Source organism: Micromonospora sp. NPDC005413, assembly GCF_040606435.1.
Taxonomy (GTDB): domain Bacteria; phylum Actinomycetota; class Actinomycetes; order Mycobacteriales; family Micromonosporaceae; genus Micromonospora.
Map to the genome: position 1 here is coordinate 1 of NZ_JBEXEV010000061.1, position 15,625 is coordinate 15,625.

Consider the following 15,625-nt stretch of genomic DNA (forward strand, 5'->3'; position numbering starts at 1 on the left):
CTCGACCCGCCCCCCCCCCTTTCACACACCATCCTTTTCACCCTCTTCCCCACCCCCCCCCCCCCCCGCGGGGGGGGGGGGGGGGCCGCCCCCCCCCCCCCCCCCCGCTCCGATCAGCGGAGGCCCGCCTCGCGTAGCAGTTCTCCGGTGAGCGTCCCGGGATCGACCTGCTCGGCGGGCAGGCCCCGGGCCGCGAACCAGGCGCCGACCACCCGCACGTCGCGGGCCAGGAACTCCGGCCCCTGCGGGTTCGCCACCACGTCGACCACCTGCGGCAGGTCGATCACGACCAGCCGACTCTGGTGCACGAGCAGGTTGTACGGCGACAGGTCGCCGTGCGCATAGCCGGCCCGGGCCAGCACGCGCAGCGCCTCCACCAGCTGAGCCCACAGGTCGCGCAGCTCGGCCGGGCCGGGGCGCAGCTGGGCCAGCCGGGGCGCCGCCTGCCCCGACTCGGCGTCACCGACGAACTCCAGCATCAGCTCGGTGCCCCGTAGCTGCACCGGGTACGGCACGGCGATCCGGTCGTGCCCGGCGCCGATCTCCCAGAGCCGGGCCAGGGCGTCGAACTCGGCCGCGGCCCACTGCCCGGCGATCATCTGCCGGCCGAACGCCGTCCGGCCCTCCATCGCCCGGTTTTCCCGGGACCGGCGAACCCGGCGGCCCTCCAGGTAACCGGCGTCCCGGTGGAACAGCCGGTGCTCAGGAGCGCGGTAGCGCTTGACCGCCAGCAGGCAGGACCGGTCGGTGTCGGGCACCGCCCGACGGACCAGGTGGACGTCCGCCTCCTTGCCGGTCTTCAGCACACCCAGCTCGGTGTCCTTGGCGGCCAACTCGGTGATCAGCCAGTCCGGGTGTGGCTGTGGCCCGTGCACGGCGTCGTCCCAGGACGACCAGCGCTCGCCGGTGTCCGGGTCAGGTTGACTGTCCGGGTCTGCGGGCGGCTCGGTGGGCCGCCCGCGCTTCAGAAACTGCGGTTCGTCGTCGTCGAAGCGGCTCTTGCCGCGGCTCCGGCGCTCCAGCGCCGGAAGGTCATGATCGCGCACTGTGGTGAGGTTCCCTTGGTCGAGGCTGAGAAAGGCGGCTGGAAGCGACCTGCGGAGACGGCCATGACCGACCCCCTCTCCTCGACCGGGCACACGCCCGGGATGCACCATGCGCCGACAATGCTCGCCGCCCCACGGCAGCCGGTCAACCGATTTACCGAGCCGCCGTCCGAACAGCGGCGAGACCTGGCGAGCGACGGCCAGCGAGCGAGCGAACCCTCAGCGGGCGAGCACGGTGGCGACCGCGGCGATCAGCCCGTCCACGGTGTGGCTCGGCGCGAACCGGTCGTCCGACCAGGTGCGCCCCCGGTGCAGCCAGACGCTGGGCAGCCCGACCGCGGCGGCACCGCCGATGTCCGCCTCCGGGCTGTCGCCGACCACCCAGGCGCCGCGCAGCGGCATCCGGACCCGCTGGGCGGCGAGCGCGAAGATCCGCGGGTTGGGCTTGCTGACTCCGGCCTCCTCGGAGATCACCCAGTCGGCGACGTAGCGGTCCAGGCCGGTTTTGCGGATCTTGGTGTCCTCGACGCGTACCGTGCCGTTACAGACCACCACCGGCACCCAGCCGGCGTCGTCGGCGATCCGCAACGCGCAGGCGATCAGTGGGTCGAGCCGGGTCTGTGCCACCACCCCGTCGTGCAGCTCCTCCACCAGGTCGATCGAGGGGATGCGCAGCTCGTAGCGGTCCCGGATCGCGTCGGCGAGATCCCAGCGGTCGGTCAACCCGTCGGCGTCGATCGAGACCAGCCAGTCGATGTCGGTGGGGGGCGCGCCGATGCCGTCCAGGAAGCGCTCACCCCAGCGGCGGAACGGCCCGGCCCGGTCCAGCAGGGTGTTGTCCAGGTCCAGCAGGAGCAGTGGCACTCGGGCACCCTACGGGACCGACGTGTCCGCCAACAGATCCGGCGGGTATCGACCTGACGACGGGGCTCAGCCGGACATCGACACCCGAGGGCCGCCCTGGTCCGGCAGCCGATCGGCGAGCATCGAATGGGCCGCCCGGGTGGCCGCGAGCGCTGCCGGGTCCAGCGTCGCCACCAGCACCGCCGTGCCGTCGTCGGCGCCCCGAGCCAGCACCCGTCCCTGCGGATCGTAGATCGCCGCGCCGCCGTTGAACCGCCACGGGTCGACGCCGCCGACCGCGTTGGAGAAGACCACGAACATCGTGTTGTCCAGGGCTCGCGCGGCGTAGTAAAGGTCCCGGCGGTGCTCGGAGCCGGCCAGGTAACCGCTGGGGCACAGGTAACCGTGCGCGCCGTCGAGGGCGGCGGCCCGGCCGTGCTCCGGGAAACAGCCGTCGTAGCAGATGCCGAGCCCTAGCCGCCAGTCGTCGACGAGCAGCGTGGCACCCCGACCGCCCGCGCTGAACAGCTCGCGTTCGTCACCCCACAGCTGCTGTTTGTCGTACCCGACCCGGACCGTGCCGGCCCGGTCGACCACCAGCGCGGCGATGGTCCGCCGGCCGTCCGGGTGCCGGGCTGCGGCGCCGACCAGCACGGTGACGCCGGCCGCGCGCGCCGCGGCGCGCAGCGGGTCGAGCCGGGCATCCGCGACGGTCCCGTCCGGGTCGGCCGCGACGTCGGTGCCGGCCGGGTCGGCGGCGAGGGCCGGCGGGTGGTACGCGCAGAGGAACAGCTCCGGCAGGACGGCAACCCGGGCGCCCCGCTCACCAGCCTGGCGGACCAGGTCGGCGGCGGCGACCGCGTTGCCGGCGACGTCACCCGGCGTCGGCGTGGCCTGAACGGTGGCCACGGTCAGCGGGGCGGTGGGCACGGTACGGGGCAGGGTCACCGGGCGATGGTAATCGGCGACATACCAAGCCGTACGTACGGTTTGCATGCCCCGGGGTGACCTGCAACGATCGACGCGTGCCCAGAGTAAGCCAGGACCAGCTCGACGCGCGCCGGCAGGAGATCCTCGCCGCCGCGCGGGCGTGTTTCGCCCGGCTCGGCTACGAGGGGGCGACCGTACGCCGCCTCGAGGAGGCCACCGGCCTGTCCCGCGGCGCCATCTTCCACCACTTCCGTGACAAGGACTCGCTCTTTCTGGCCGTCGCCGAGGACGACGCCGCGGCCATGGTCGAGACGGTGGCCCGCAACGGTCTCGTGCAGGTGATGCGCGACCTGCTCGCCCGCGCCGTCTCCCCCGACACCACCGGTTGGCTGGGCAGCCAACTGGAGGTCTCCCGCCGCCTGCGCACCGACCCCGCGTTCGCCCGGCGCTGGGCCGAGCGGTCCGCTGCGATCGCCGAGGCGACCCGTGACCGGCTGGCCCGCCAGCGCGACGCCGGAGTGCTGCGCGAGGACGTACCGATCGATGTGCTGGCCCAGTTCCTGGAGCTGGCCTACGACGGCCTGGTGCTGCACCTGGCCATGGGCCGACCGGCCGGTGACCTGGGCCCGGTGCTCGACCTGGTCGAGGAGGCGGTTCGCCGCCGCTGACCGCGCGGACACCGGTACGCCGACCGTGGCGAGGCTGATCCACAATGGGGCCGCCGATCCCTCCGGTGACAGGAGCAGCCGATGACCGTCTACGCCGCGTCGGGCGACACCTGGGGCATTCCCGGCCCGACCTTCATCCGGTACTACCTCCTGACGGCCGCGGTGGTGGTGGCGATCGCGGTGTACCACCGGATCCGTCTCGCGGCCGGACCCACGGCTGCCACGGCCGACCCACTCGGGCCGGAGCAGGTCGCGTACCTCAACGGTGGGCCTCAACTCGCCGTGCACGCCGCGCTCGGCGGGCTACGCGGTAGCGGCGCGATCGGCGTGCGACCGGACCGCCGGCTGACCACCGTCGGTGCCGCGCCGACCGGGCTCACCCCGCTGGAGCAGGCCATCCTCTGGGCCGCCCACCAGCATTCGCGGGTCCGGGACCTGCCGCAGGACGAGCGCGTACGCGTCGCGCTGCACCAGATCCGGAACGGCCTTGAGCAGCGCGGGCTGCTGACGAACGACACGCAGCGTGCACGCGCCCGCTTCTGGGGCACGATCCTGATCGCCCTGTTGGGTTTCGGTGTGCTCCGGTTGGTCTCCGGCCTGTTCAGCGGTCACCCGGTCGGTTACCTGCTGTTGACCCTGTTCGCGCTCCTGAGCTTCACGCTGGTGCTGCGCCGGGCGCCCCTGCTCACCCGGGCCGGCCGGGCCGCGCTGCGCGGCCTGCGCCGCGAGCACTCCCACCTCGCGCCGGCCTCCACGCCGGCCTACGCCACCTACGGAGCGGCCGGCGCGGCGATGGGTGTGGCCCTGTACGGCACCGCCTCGTTCTGGATGCTCGACCCGGGCTTCGCCGAGCAGGCCGAGATTCAGCGCCAGGCGGCGTCCGGCAGCGGCTGGTCGGGTGGCGCCGACGGCTCGTCGGGTGGTGGAGGCGACAGCTCCGGCGGAGACGGTGGCAGCTCCTGCGGCGGTGGAGGTGGCTGCGGCGGCGGGGGCGGGGGGTGCGGCGGATGACCGGCCCGTCCGGGGTCGGCATCGGCTGGCGTCCGGAGATCGCCGGGTTCGTGGCCGAGCTGCCCGGGTTGCGTTTCGTCGAGGTGGTGGCCGAGGCGGTGCCCACGTCCGGGCCGCTCCCGCCGGGCCTGGCGCAACTGCGCGAGCGCGCGGTGACGGTCGTACCGCACGGTGTGCGGCTCTCCCTCGGCGGCGCCGAGCCGGTCGACCCCGCCCGGGTCGCCCACCTGGCCGCGGTGGCGCAACGCGTCGACGCCCCGCTGGTCAGCGAGCACATCGCGTTCGTCCGGGCCGGCGGCCTGGAGGCCGGGCACCTGCTGCCGCTGCCCCGCAGCCGGGAGGCCGTCGACGCGGTCTGCGCCAATGTGGCACGGGCCCAGGCCGAGCTGCCGGTGCCGATCGCGCTGGAACCGATCGCCGCGCTGGTCGACTGGCCCGACGACGAGTTGGACGAGGCGGACTTCCTCACCGAGATCCTCGACCGGACCGGGGCACTGCTGCTGCTGGATGTGGCCAACGTGCACGCCAACGCCCGCAACCGGGGCACCGACCCGCTCGCGTTGCTGGACCGTCTGCCTTTGGAGCGGGTCGCGTACGCGCACGTGGCCGGCGGTGCGGAGCACGGCGGTTTCTACCACGACACCCACACCGATCCGGTGCCGGCGGCGGTGCTGGAGCTGGTGGGTGCGCTCTGCGCCCGGCAGCGACCGCCGGCGCTGCTGCTGGAACGCGACGGCCACTACCCACCGGCCGCCGAGCTCCGCGCCGAACTGGACGCCCTGGCCGCCGCCGCGGGCTTCCCGGCCGTGACATGACCGCCCCCTCGGCCGGAGCCCCGGTGGGCAGCACCGCCCCGAGCAACGACGCCGGCACGCCGCCATCCGGCGCTCTCACGGGGCTCGCCGAACGCCAGGCGCAGCTGGTCGCGACGCTGGTCGCCGGAGGCCCGCCACCGCCGGGGTTCGCACCGGCCCAGCTGGCCGCCACCCGGGCGGCCCTGCTGCGCAAACGTGCCGGCGAGGTGACCCGGCACTGGCCCCTGCTCGCCGCCGGCCTCGGTGCCAGGTGGTCGACGACGTTCGCCGACTGGGCCGCCCGGCGACCTACCGCAGGGTCACTGCGCGACGGTTGGGACCTGTCCCGCGCACTGCACGAACAGCGTGCGCTGCCTCCGGCGGCGGCCGAGGAGTTGGCCGTCCGGGAGGCCCGACTGCGCTACGACGGGCTTCGAGCGCCGCGTCCGCGTCGGTTGCCGGCGGTGGGCCGCGCCGGCGGCGCCGTCGCGGTGCAGATCGCCGGGAGGGTACGCCTGCTGCGCCCAGCCCCGCGTCCCCCGACGGCGTCCACCGTTGATGGCGACGGCGTGCCGGATGCGGCAGGATCGGCCTCATGGATCTCGGACTGACCGACCGCGTGTACGTCCTCACCGGCGCCTCCCGCGGTCTGGGTTACGCGACCGCGCAGTGCCTGGTCGCCGACGGGGCGCGGGTGGTGCTCTCGGCCCGGGACCCGGACGCTGTGGCCGCCGCCGCACAGCGGCTGGGTGGCCCGGAGCGGGCCGTCGGGCTGACCGCAGACCTGACCGACCCGGAGACCCCGGGGCAGCTCGTCGCCGCGGCCCAGGAGCACTTCGGCCGGCTCGACGGCGCGCTGATCTCGGTCGGCGGGCCACCGCCGGGCAACGCGGCGGCGATCACCGACGAGCAGTGGCGGCTTTCCTTCGAGACCGTCTTCCTGGGCACCATCCGCGCGGTACGCACCATCGCCGGCGCGCTGCCCGAGGGCGGCGCGATCGGGCTGGTGCTCTCCACCTCGGCCCGCGGCCCGGTGCCCGGCCTCGGCATCTCCAACGGTCTGCGGCCCGGTCTGGTCGGGGCCGCCAAGGACATCGCCGACGACTACGGCCCGCGCGGGGTCCGGGTGGTCGGTCTGCTGCCCGGCCGGATCCTCACCGACCGCAACCGGGAGCTCTTCGCCGCCACCGGCGACCCGGAGCGGGCCCGCGCCGAGGCGGAGGCCGGCATTCCGCTGCGCCGCATCGGCGATCCGACCGAGTTCGGGCGGGTGGCCGCGTTCGTGCTCTCCCCCGCCGCGAGCTACCTGACCGGTCTCACCGTGCCGGTCGACGGCGGCGCGCTGCGCGGGCTGTGACACCCGACCCGGCCCGAGATGCCCCTGCGGTGCTGCCCGAGAACGCCGGACGTGCCCGTGCTGCTGCCGGGTATCCGCGGCCGACCCGGGCGGACTTGGCGGCGGCCGCTGACCGGAGGATCCCCGACGTCCTCGCGCCGGGGTTGGCGGTGCTCTTCGTCGGCATCAACCCGGGCCTCTGGTCGGCCGCGACGGGCTGGCACTTCGCCCGGCCCGGCAACCGGTTCTGGCCCGCACTGCACCGGGGCGGGTTCACTCCCCGACTGCTGCACCCCAGCGAACAGGACGAGCTGCCCGCCCTCGGGCTCGGCATCACCAACATGGCCGCCCGGGCCAGCGCCCGCGCGGACGAGTTGAGCACCGAGGAACTTCTCGACGGTGCCGCGATCCTGACCGACAAGGTGGCCCGGTATCGGCCGCGCTGGGTGGCGGTGGTGGGGGTGACCGCGTACCGGATCGGTTTTCGCCGGCCGAAGGCCACCTTCGGGCCGCAACCGGAGTCGCTGGCCGGCGCCCGACTGTGGGTGCTGCCCAACCCGAGCGGCCTGAACGCGCACTTCACTCCGGTCACCCTGGGCCTGGCGTTCGACGAGTTGCGGGTGGCAGCCGACCTGCCGGACCGCAGGCCGGCCTGACCGTCGCCGTCCGCGAACGGATCAGTTGGCGGCGGCGGGCGGCAGCACCTCGTCGGCGTGATAGGTGCCCAACGGCATGACCACCGGCTCGGGGCCGGTCGCGTCGACGAACGGGGTGGGCGAGTCGGCAACCGCGAACTGGGTCCGGTACAGCTCGGCGTAGAGCCCGCCGACGGCGACCAGCTCGTCGTGCCGCCCCCGCTCGACGATCCGCCCACCGTCGAGGACCAGGATCTGGTCGGCGTCGCGGACCGTGGAGAGCCGGTGTGCGATCACCAGCGCCGTCCGCCCGGTCAGCGCCACGGACAGTGCCCGTTGCACCGCCGCCTCGCTCTCCGAGTCGAGGTGTGCGGTCGCCTCGTCGAGGATCACGATCGACGGGGCCTTGAGCAGCAGCCGGGCGATCGCGATGCGCTGCTTCTCGCCGCCGGAGAACCGGTAACCGCGCTCCCCCACCGTGGTGTCCAACCCGTCGGGCAGCGACCGGACCAGGTCGGCGACCTGAGCGCCGGCCAGCGCGGCCCAGATCTCGTCGTCGGTGGCGTCCGGCTTGGCGTAGCGCAGGTTCTCGGCGATCGTCTCGTGGAACAGGTGCGAATCCTGGGTGACCACACCGATCTCGTCGCGCAGGGAGGCGAGCGTCGCGTCGCGCACGTCGACCCCACCGACCAACACCTGCCCGTCGGTGACGTCGTAGATCCGGGAGATCAGCATCGACAGTGTCGACTTGCCGGCGCCGGACGGGCCGACCAGCGCGACCATCTGCCCAGGCTCCACGCTGAACGAGACTCCCTTGAGCACCGGCTCGTTGACGGTCCGGTCGAGCGTGGCGACCTCCTCCAGGGAGGCGAGGGAGACCTCGGCGGCGCTCGGGTAGCGGAAGCGCACCTCGCGGAAGTCGACCCGGCCGGTGCCCCGGGGCACCGCCACCGCGTCGGGCTTCTCCACGATGCCCGGCTTCAGGTCGAGCACCTCGAAGACCCGATCGAAGGAGACCAGCGCGCTCATCACGTCCACCCGGACGTTGGAGAGCGCGGTGAGCGGGCCGTACAGGCGGGTGAGCAGCAGCGCGAGCGTCACCACGGTGCCCGCGCTGACGCCGCCGGTCACCGCGAGCCAGCCACCGAGGCCGTAGGTGAGCGCCTGCGCCAGTGAGGCGACCAGCAGCATCGCCACGAAGAACGTGCGGGAGTACATCGCGGACTCGATGCCGATGTCGCGGACCCGCTCGGCCCGGCCGGCGAACCGACGGGCCTCGATCTCGGGCTGACCGAAGAGCTTCACCAGCAGCGCACCGGCCACCCCGAACCGCTCGGTCATCGTCGCGTTCATCTTGGCGTCGAGGTTGTACGCCTCGCGGGTGATGTCGGCCAGCCGTCGACCGACCCTGCGGGCCGGAATGATGAAGATCGGCAACAGCACCAGCGAGAGCGCGGTGATCTGCCAGGAGAGGGTGAACATCACGGCCGCGGTGAGCACCAGCTGGATGACGTTGCTGACCACACCGGACAGCGTGGAGGTGAACGCCCGCTGGGCACCGAGCACGTCGTTGTTCAGCCTGCTGACCAGGGCGCCGGTCTGGGTACGGGTGAAGAACTGCAACGGCATCCGCTGCACGTGGTCGTAGACCCGGGTGCGCAGGTTGAGGATGATGCCCTCGCCGATCCGGGCGGAATACCAGCGTTGGGCCAGCGACAGCAGTGCGTCGGCGACCGCCAGCGCGGCGATGAACAGGGCCAGCCGCACCACCAGTCGGCCGGCCTCGGTGCCGCCCCGGTTGATCGCGTTGATCACGTCACCCGCGAGCACCGGGGTGGCCACGCCGATGATGGCGGCCAACACCACGGTGGCCAGGAAGACGACGATGTCGCGCCGGTAGGGCTGGGCGAAGGCCACGATGCGCCGGGCCACACCGCGCTTGAGCCGGTGGCCGGCGACCTCGTCGCGGTTGCGCATCGACCGGAGCATGCTCCATCCGGCCATGCCACCGCCGGACATCGGGTTGGACACCGCTCACCTCCGGGTCATCGGGCAGACCGCACCGTCAGGTCAATTCTCCCGACGACTGTGACAACCTCGGTCGTAACCCGGATCTTCCCGTGCGGTCCTTACCTATTCTCCCCGGCCAGCCAGGTCACGCAGCCGGCGGGTCTGCGCCTCCCGCTCGGCGCGCTGCTGGTCGGCGTGCGACCGCCCGGCCGCTCCGGCGAGCAACGCCTTGATCTCCACCACCGCGTCGCGGGCCCCGGAGAGCAGGCCAGCGGTCAGGTCCTGGACCGCGCCGTCCAGCTCGGCTGGTGGCACGACAAGGGTAGCCAGCCCGATCCGGTCCGCCTCGGCGGCGTCCAACCGGCGGCCGGTGGCGCAGATCTCCAGCGCCCGTGCATAGCCGACCAACTCGACGAGGCGTTTCGTGCCGGCCAGGTCGGGCACCAGGCCGAGGGTCACCTCAGCCATCGACAGCTTCGCGTCCGCGGACAGCACTCGCAGGTCACAGGCGAGCGCGAGCTGGAAGCCGGCGCCGATCGCGTGGCCCTGCACGGCCGCGACGGAGATGACGTCCGGCCGGTGCAGCCAAGTAAAACCGGCCTGGAACTCCGTGATGCGCTCCGCACACTCCTGCTCGGGAAGTGTGGCCAGCTCCGCGAAGGAACCCGGGCCGGAAGCGCCAGCCACCGCGAGGTCGAGCCCGGCGGAGAACGCACGCCCCTCGCCCCGCACCACCACCACCCGCACGTCGCCGGGCAGGTCGCGGGAGAAGTCGCTCATCGCTCGCCACATCGCGGGCGTCTGAGCATTGAGCACGTCGGGCCGGCACAACGTCACCGTGGCAACCGGCCCGTCGCAGGCGAGCCGAACCCCGGTCGCCTCGGCGGTCACCGGGCGGCCCGGGGCGCGGCGCTGGTGGACGACGCTGGGGGGCGGGTCACGCCTTCTTGCGGCGCCGGGCACCGCCGCGCTGACGCAGCTGCACCCCGGACTCGGTGAGCACTCGGTGGATGAACCCGTAGGAACGGCCGGTCGAGGCCGCCAACGCGCGGATGCTCTCCCCCGAGGTGTACCGCTTTACCAGGTCCTTGGCGAGCGTCTGACGCTCGGCTCCGACGATCCGGCGACCCTTCTCAGTGCTGGTGGCTGTGCCAGTGGCTGCCATGCTGTGTCCTCACGTCCCAGACTGTGCGGTTCGGATACGGTCCCACCTATTAGACCGCCTCGAACGATCATGCGCCAGATATCAACTCTTCGCCAACCGACACGCTATGCAATGTCAGCTTCCCGATAGAGTGATCCTGGCGATCGGCCGCGCGGCGGCGTCCAGGCGTACCACCGCCGCGCGCTGGCGGTTGCCGGCGACCCGTAGCCTTCGGTCGTGATCGACCTGCTGGGCACCGCGGCCGGAGCTGCCGTGGTCTTCGCCGCCACCGACATCGACGACATCGTCATCCTGACGCTGTTCTTCGTCGCGGCCCGCACCACCGGCCGACCCCGCACCTGGCAGATTGTCGCCGGCCAATACCTCGGCATCGGCGCGCTCGTGCTGGCCAGCGCCGTGGTCGCGGCCGGGCTTCTGGTGGTGCCGGACCCGTGGACGGGGCTACTCGGTCTGCTGCCGATCGCGCTGGGCGTACGCGCGCTGCGGGGCTCCGCCGATGACGAGGCCCCGGCGGTCGTCACCGGGATGCTCGGCGTGGCCGGGGTGACCATCGCGAACGGCGCCGACAACGTGGCCGTCTACGTACCCGTCTTCCGAGCCCTCGGCGTGGCCGACAGCGCGGTGTTCCTGCTGGTCTTCGTGCTGCTCATCGCGCTGTGGTGCGCCGCCGGGGCCTGGCTGGGCGGGCGCCCCCAGGTGGTCCGGTTGGTCGAGCGCGCCGGCCACTGGCTGGTGCCGACGATCTTCATCGGCATCGGCCTGGTGATCCTGGTCAGCTCGGGCGTGCTCGGCCGGCTGGTCGACCTGCTCGGCTGAGAACGGGCCGAGCGGCCCGCCCGGACTCGATCAGGCCAGCTCGACCAGCTCGAGCAGGTCGTCGCTCCAGGCGTCCTCGTCGCCGTCGGGCAACAGGATGGCGCGGTCCGGCTTGAGCGCCAGCACGGCGCCCGGGTCGTGGGTGACCAGGACGATCGCCCCCGGGTAGTTCGCGATGGCGTCGAGCACCTGCTCCCGGCTGACCGGGTCGAGGTTGTTCGTCGGTTCGTCGAGCAGCAGCACGTTGGCGCCGGAACAGACCAGGGTGGACAGGGCCAACCGGGTCTTCTCGCCACCGGAGAGCACCCCGGCCGGCTTGTTCACGTCGTCACCGGAGAAGAGGAACGCGCCGAGGATCTTGCGCAGGTCGGTGTCGGACTGCTCGACGGCGGCGGCGCGCATGTTCTCCAGCACGGTCCGCTCCACGTCCAGCGTCTCGTGCTCCTGGGCGTAGTAGCCCAACCGCAGACCGTGCCCGGCGTGCACCTCGCCGGTGTCCGGAGTGAGCAGCCCGCCGAGCATCCGCAGCAGTGTCGTCTTGCCGGCACCGTTGAGCCCGAGGATGGCCACCCGGGAGCCCCGGTCCACCGCGACGTTGACGTCGGTGAAGATCTCCAGCGAGCCGTACGACTTGGACAGGCCGGTCGCGGTGAGCGGGGTCTTGCCGCACGGCGCGGGGTTGGGGAAGCGCACCTTGGCCACCCGGTCGGAAACCCGTACCTCCTCCAGACCCGAGATCAGCTTCTCGGCCCGGCGGGCCATGTTCTGCGCGGCGACGGTCTTGGTGGCCTTGGCCCGCATCTTGTCGGCCTGCGCCATCAACGCGCCGGCCTTCTTCTCCGCGTTGGCCCGCTCCCGGCGGCGGCGCCGCTCGTCGGTCTCGCGCGCCTCCAGGTACGCCTTCCAGCCCAGGTTGTACACATCGACCACGGACCGGGTGGCGTCGAGGAACCAGACCTTGTTGACCACCGACTGCAGCAGCGCGCCGTCGTGGGAGATCACGATCAGGCCGCCCTTGTGGTTGGCGAGGAAGCCGCGTAGCCAGGTGATCGAGTCGGCGTCGAGGTGGTTGGTCGGCTCGTCGAGCAGCAGGATGCCACCGCCGTTCTCACCGGCGTCGCGGAACAGGATCCGGGCCAGCTCGATGCGTCGGCGCTGACCACCGGAGAGAGTGCCGATGGTCTGCGCGAGCGCCCGGTCCGGCAGGCCGAGGTTGGCGCAGATCCGGGCGGCCTCAGCCTCGGCGGCGTACCCGCCCAGGGCGGCGAACTGGTCCTCCAGCGCGCCGTACCGGCGGACCAGCTTCTCGTCGGTGTCCTCGGCGAGCCGGGCCTCAAGCTCCTGCATCTGGGACATCAGCACGTCCAGGCCGCGTGCGGAGAGCACCCGGTCGCGGCCGGTGACCTCCAGGTCGCCGGTACGCGGGTCCTGCGGGAGGTAGCCGATGGCACTGCGCTGGTCGATCTGCCCGCCGTACGGCTGCCCCTCGCCGGCGAGCACCTTCAGCGTGGTGGTCTTGCCGGCACCGTTGCGGCCGACGAGGCCGATCCGATCACCGGGCTGCACGCGCAGCGTGGTGTCGGACAGCAGGATCCGGGAGCCGGCACGCAACTCCAGGCCGGTGGCAGTGATCATGTTTTCGGGCTCGCTCTCGGGGTCTGAAGGCTGACTCGGGGCACGCGAAACGGCCGGCGGGCTCAAGGGGCCCGACGGCGCGGGGCGGTTCAGCCTTCGCAGCGCAGCACCCGACAAGTGTACCGGGCGCCGCCGGACCGCCCGCCCGGATTACCAGCCAAGATCATCGGGTATCGGTAACGGCGATCCGGACCCCCTCCGGCTATCAGGCGACACAACGACATTCACATGACAATCACCGGCATACGGCGATCGGGGTCAGCATGGAACTCAACGAGCGGGCCGAACTCGACACCTCCCAGGTCAACGACCGGGGCCGAGGCGGTGGGGCGGGCGGTGGCATGGGCATCCCGCTGCCCGGCGGCGGTGGTCGCGGCGGGCTGATCGGCATCGTGGTGGCCGTGCTGGTCGCGCTGCTGGGCGGCGGGTTCGGCCTGAACGCGATGACCAACGGCGACGAGGGCGGGCAGGCCGGCGGCACCGACCTGGAGCAGCTGTGCTCGCGTGACAACGCCCAGCGCTTCGACGACGTACGCTGCCGCAACCTGCTCTTCGTCAACAGCATCCAGGGCTACTGGGAGAAGGCGTACCCGGAGCTGGGCAAGGGCAAGTACGAGCCGACCAAGACCAACTACTTCCAGGCCGCCGTGAACACCGGCTGTGGCCAGGCCGACTCGGGCGTCGGCCCGTTCTACTGCCCGGCCGACCGGCAGGTGTACATCGACCTGAGCTTCTACGACGAGTTGGCCTCCCGGTTCGGCGCCAAGGGCGAGTTCGCCCAGCCCTACGTGCTCGCCCACGAGTACGGCCACCACGTCCAGAACCTGCTCGGCACCAACGAGAAGGCCGGCCAGGGCGACCAGAGCGGCCCCCGCTCCGCCTCCGTACGGTTGGAGTTGCAGGCCGACTGCTACGCCGGCGCCTGGGCCAAGCACGCCACCGAGAGCAAGGACAAGTCCGGCCAGGAGCCGCTCTTCACGTCGATCACCCAGACCGACATCAGCGAGGCGCTGCAGGCCGCCGAGGCGATCGGCGACGACAGCATCCAGGAGCGCTCCGGTGGGCAGGTCAACCCCGACTCGTTCACCCACGGCACCTCCGCGCAGCGGCAGCGCTGGTTCCAGCAGGGCTTCAACGGCGGCGACCCGAAGACCTGCGACACCTTCGGCACCGACCAGCTCTGACACCTCGCCCTAGCCCTCAACCCGTCGCCCTCACCCTCGTCGGCGTCGATCATGGAGTTGTGGTTCCCGGTTTAGGACGGTAAGCGGCCTTCGTCCACCACCACAACTTCATGATCGACGCGGGCGGTCCGAGTCAGTCGGGCCGCGAGATTTGGTAGTGACCGATGAGCCAGGCGTCATTGGCACGCCGCACGATCACGCCGAAATGGACGGTGAGCGTCGGCCGGTCGGTAAAGCCGAAGTCGACCTCCAGATAGTTCGTCGGCGAGCCGCCGGGTCTCCCGGATGTCGTACGTGGCGGTCAGGCCGAGCGGCTGGGCGGCGTAGTACGCGGCGACACCAGCACGGCCGACCGTGTACGGGCGCAGGCCCTGGAAGATCGCGTCGTCGGTGAAGCACGACGCGCGCTCAGGCTCGTCGCGGTCCCCCGGGCAGCGCCCACCGGACGCGATCCGGCTCATGGGCGTCGACCGCGGACCGCCACCGGTCGAGGACGCTACGCAGGATCTCGGCCTCGGCGCCGGGCATGATGATCTCCCTGGTCTTCGTCAGTCTCGGCCAGAGACGGCGGGAATCCCGTCGGACGAACCCTTCCGGAGCTACCCAGGGGGGCTCAACGGGATGACGGCCATTCTCCGAGCGCCGGTCCGACCAGGTCCCAGGAATCCTTGAAATCGCGCGCCGTCGTCCAACCGCCGGCAGTGCCCGAGGTCAGTCGGCCCGGTCGGGCGCCGGGTCACGCAACCGGATCCATACCGCCCGGGCCCCGCCCACCGCGGCGACCAGCACCGAGTGCCGAGGCTCCGGCACATCGAGCAGCCGCTCGGCACGCAGCGGCACGAGCGGGGCCAACCGCCGGTCGGCCAGCACGGTGTCGACCGCCCGCCGATCACCGCCGCAGACCACCGCCGCGAGAACCGCCGCCTCCGGCAACAGCAGCCGTACGGCCAGCTCCGCCGCGTCGCCCATCGCCGCCTTGGCTTGGTTGTCGCGCCGACGGGCGAACCTCTGTTGCGACCATCCCCCCGCGGCGGTGCGTCCCTGCACGTACTGGCGGTCCACCTTGGAGACGACGAGGTCGGCGCCCTCGGCCACGCCCACGGCCACCGCGCCCTTGCGGGCCAGCAGCAGGCCGATCCGGCGGGGCGCGACGGCGGAGGCCACGAACCCGGCGACGTCGACGCTGGCCGGCGACCCGGGTGGGGCGTGCAGTTCGGCGGTGGACCCGTCGGGGGCGGCGAGCAGCAGCCCGTACCCCTCGACGGTCGTGGTGGGCGGGCCGTGCCGGTCGGCGAAGCCCTCAACCCAACGGCCGATGCGGGCCGGGTCGACCTCGACCCACCGGCCGCCCCCGGCTGCGGGTCGACTGGTCACCGCCCGACCGTACGGCACGGCGGGCCCGGCCGGGCGGGCGGCCGGCCGGGCGGGCGGGCACGGCGGGCCGGCACCGGTACGCGTGAAGCAGAGCAGAAACGAGGCGTCGTGGTGGCGCTGGCCGTACTGGCCGCGCTCCCGGATGCCCTCTCCGTTGACGAACAACGCCACCGAGCGG

The 15,625-nt window shown here is 72.6% G+C and carries 17 protein-coding genes; 8 read left to right on the forward strand and 9 right to left on the reverse strand.

Features of this window, described 5'->3' with window-relative positions; translation table 11 throughout:
- Nucleotides 1–113: 113 nt before the first annotated feature.
- The 3 genes from ABZS37_RS31990 to ABZS37_RS32000 form a co-directional block, all read right to left on the reverse strand.
- Nucleotides 114–1,046, reverse strand: a complete 933-nt coding sequence (locus ABZS37_RS31990) for an RIO1 family regulatory kinase/ATPase (protein ID WP_355175216.1) — start codon at nucleotides 1,044–1,046, stop codon at nucleotides 114–116.
- A gap of 219 nt (nucleotides 1,047–1,265) precedes the next feature.
- Nucleotides 1,266–1,910, reverse strand: coding sequence for an HAD-IA family hydrolase (locus tag ABZS37_RS31995; protein WP_355175218.1), 645 nt, complete (start codon nucleotides 1,908–1,910; stop codon nucleotides 1,266–1,268).
- Between the two features lie 66 nt (nucleotides 1,911–1,976).
- The gene (locus ABZS37_RS32000) at nucleotides 1,977–2,837 is read right to left on the reverse strand and encodes a carbon-nitrogen hydrolase family protein (protein ID WP_355175220.1); all 861 of its coding nucleotides are present in this window, start codon (nucleotides 2,835–2,837) and stop codon (nucleotides 1,977–1,979) included.
- 77 nt (nucleotides 2,838–2,914) lie between these two features.
- Between ABZS37_RS32000 and ABZS37_RS32005 the strand changes: the two genes are divergently transcribed.
- The 6 genes from ABZS37_RS32005 to mug all read left to right on the forward strand — a co-directional run bounded on the left by ABZS37_RS32005 (nucleotide 2,915) and on the right by mug (nucleotide 7,284).
- Nucleotides 2,915–3,487 (forward strand): TetR/AcrR family transcriptional regulator, encoded by a 573-nt coding sequence (locus ABZS37_RS32005; RefSeq protein ID WP_184176807.1) that lies wholly within the window; start codon nucleotides 2,915–2,917, stop codon nucleotides 3,485–3,487.
- Between the two features lie 81 nt (nucleotides 3,488–3,568).
- On the forward strand, nucleotides 3,569–4,498 hold the full coding sequence (locus ABZS37_RS32010) for a TIGR04222 domain-containing membrane protein (protein WP_355175222.1): 930 nt from the start codon (nucleotides 3,569–3,571) through the stop codon (nucleotides 4,496–4,498).
- Nucleotides 4,495–5,313, forward strand: a complete 819-nt coding sequence (locus ABZS37_RS32015) for a DUF692 domain-containing protein (protein WP_355175224.1) — start codon at nucleotides 4,495–4,497, stop codon at nucleotides 5,311–5,313. Before ABZS37_RS32010 ends, ABZS37_RS32015 begins: the two co-directional genes overlap by 4 nt.
- Nucleotides 5,314–5,336: 23 nt before the next feature.
- Complete coding sequence (locus ABZS37_RS32020) at nucleotides 5,337–5,903, forward strand: hypothetical protein (RefSeq protein ID WP_355175226.1); 567 nt, start codon at nucleotides 5,337–5,339, stop codon at nucleotides 5,901–5,903.
- Nucleotides 5,888–6,649, forward strand: a complete 762-nt coding sequence (locus ABZS37_RS32025) for an SDR family oxidoreductase (protein WP_355175228.1) — start codon at nucleotides 5,888–5,890, stop codon at nucleotides 6,647–6,649. Before ABZS37_RS32020 ends, ABZS37_RS32025 begins: the two co-directional genes overlap by 16 nt.
- Before the next feature lie 29 nt (nucleotides 6,650–6,678).
- Nucleotides 6,679–7,284 (forward strand): G/U mismatch-specific DNA glycosylase, encoded by a 606-nt coding sequence (gene mug, locus ABZS37_RS32030; protein ID WP_355175230.1) that lies wholly within the window; start codon nucleotides 6,679–6,681, stop codon nucleotides 7,282–7,284.
- A 21-nt stretch (nucleotides 7,285–7,305) separates the two neighbouring features.
- On the opposite strand, the gene ABZS37_RS32035 is transcribed toward mug, so the two are convergent.
- The 3 genes from ABZS37_RS32035 to ABZS37_RS32045 all read right to left on the reverse strand — a co-directional run bounded on the left by ABZS37_RS32035 (nucleotide 7,306) and on the right by ABZS37_RS32045 (nucleotide 10,438).
- Nucleotides 7,306–9,282 carry an ABC transporter ATP-binding protein gene (locus ABZS37_RS32035; protein ID WP_355175240.1) on the reverse strand — a complete coding sequence of 659 codons (1,977 nt, stop codon included), beginning with the start codon at nucleotides 9,280–9,282 and terminating at the stop codon, nucleotides 7,306–7,308.
- Nucleotides 9,283–9,396: 114 nt separating this feature from the next.
- Complete coding sequence (locus ABZS37_RS32040; RefSeq protein ID WP_355175232.1) at nucleotides 9,397–10,164, reverse strand: enoyl-CoA hydratase/isomerase family protein; 768 nt, start codon at nucleotides 10,162–10,164, stop codon at nucleotides 9,397–9,399.
- Nucleotides 10,165–10,210: 46 nt separating this feature from the next.
- Nucleotides 10,211–10,438: a helix-turn-helix domain-containing protein gene (locus tag ABZS37_RS32045; protein WP_007462679.1), complete on the reverse strand. Its 228-nt coding sequence runs from the start codon at nucleotides 10,436–10,438 to the stop codon at nucleotides 10,211–10,213.
- A 216-nt stretch (nucleotides 10,439–10,654) separates the two neighbouring features.
- On the opposite strand from ABZS37_RS32045, the gene ABZS37_RS32050 reads away from it, so the two are divergent.
- On the forward strand, nucleotides 10,655–11,254 hold the full coding sequence (locus tag ABZS37_RS32050; RefSeq protein ID WP_355175234.1) for a cadmium resistance transporter: 600 nt from the start codon (nucleotides 10,655–10,657) through the stop codon (nucleotides 11,252–11,254).
- Between the two features lie 30 nt (nucleotides 11,255–11,284).
- On the opposite strand, the gene ABZS37_RS32055 is transcribed toward ABZS37_RS32050, so the two are convergent.
- On the reverse strand, nucleotides 11,285–12,889 hold the full coding sequence (locus ABZS37_RS32055) for an ABC-F family ATP-binding cassette domain-containing protein (RefSeq protein WP_354997259.1): 1,605 nt from the start codon (nucleotides 12,887–12,889) through the stop codon (nucleotides 11,285–11,287).
- Nucleotides 12,890–13,152: 263 nt separating this feature from the next.
- Here ABZS37_RS32055 and ABZS37_RS32060 point away from each other — a divergent pair, with 263 nt between their 5' ends.
- Nucleotides 13,153–14,073 carry a neutral zinc metallopeptidase gene (locus ABZS37_RS32060; protein ID WP_355175236.1) on the forward strand — a complete coding sequence of 307 codons (921 nt, stop codon included), beginning with the start codon at nucleotides 13,153–13,155 and terminating at the stop codon, nucleotides 14,071–14,073.
- A gap of 176 nt (nucleotides 14,074–14,249) precedes the next feature.
- Here the strand turns inward: ABZS37_RS32060 and ABZS37_RS32065 are convergent, their stop codons facing one another.
- Nucleotides 14,250–14,534 carry a hypothetical protein gene (locus tag ABZS37_RS32065; protein ID WP_355175238.1) on the reverse strand — a complete coding sequence of 95 codons (285 nt, stop codon included), beginning with the start codon at nucleotides 14,532–14,534 and terminating at the stop codon, nucleotides 14,250–14,252.
- 250 nt (nucleotides 14,535–14,784) lie between these two features.
- Entirely contained in the window at nucleotides 14,785–15,447 is a 663-nt protein-coding gene (locus ABZS37_RS32070; protein WP_355175242.1) for an acVLRF1 family peptidyl-tRNA hydrolase, read from the reverse strand.
- Between the last annotated feature and the right edge of the window lie 178 nt (nucleotides 15,448–15,625).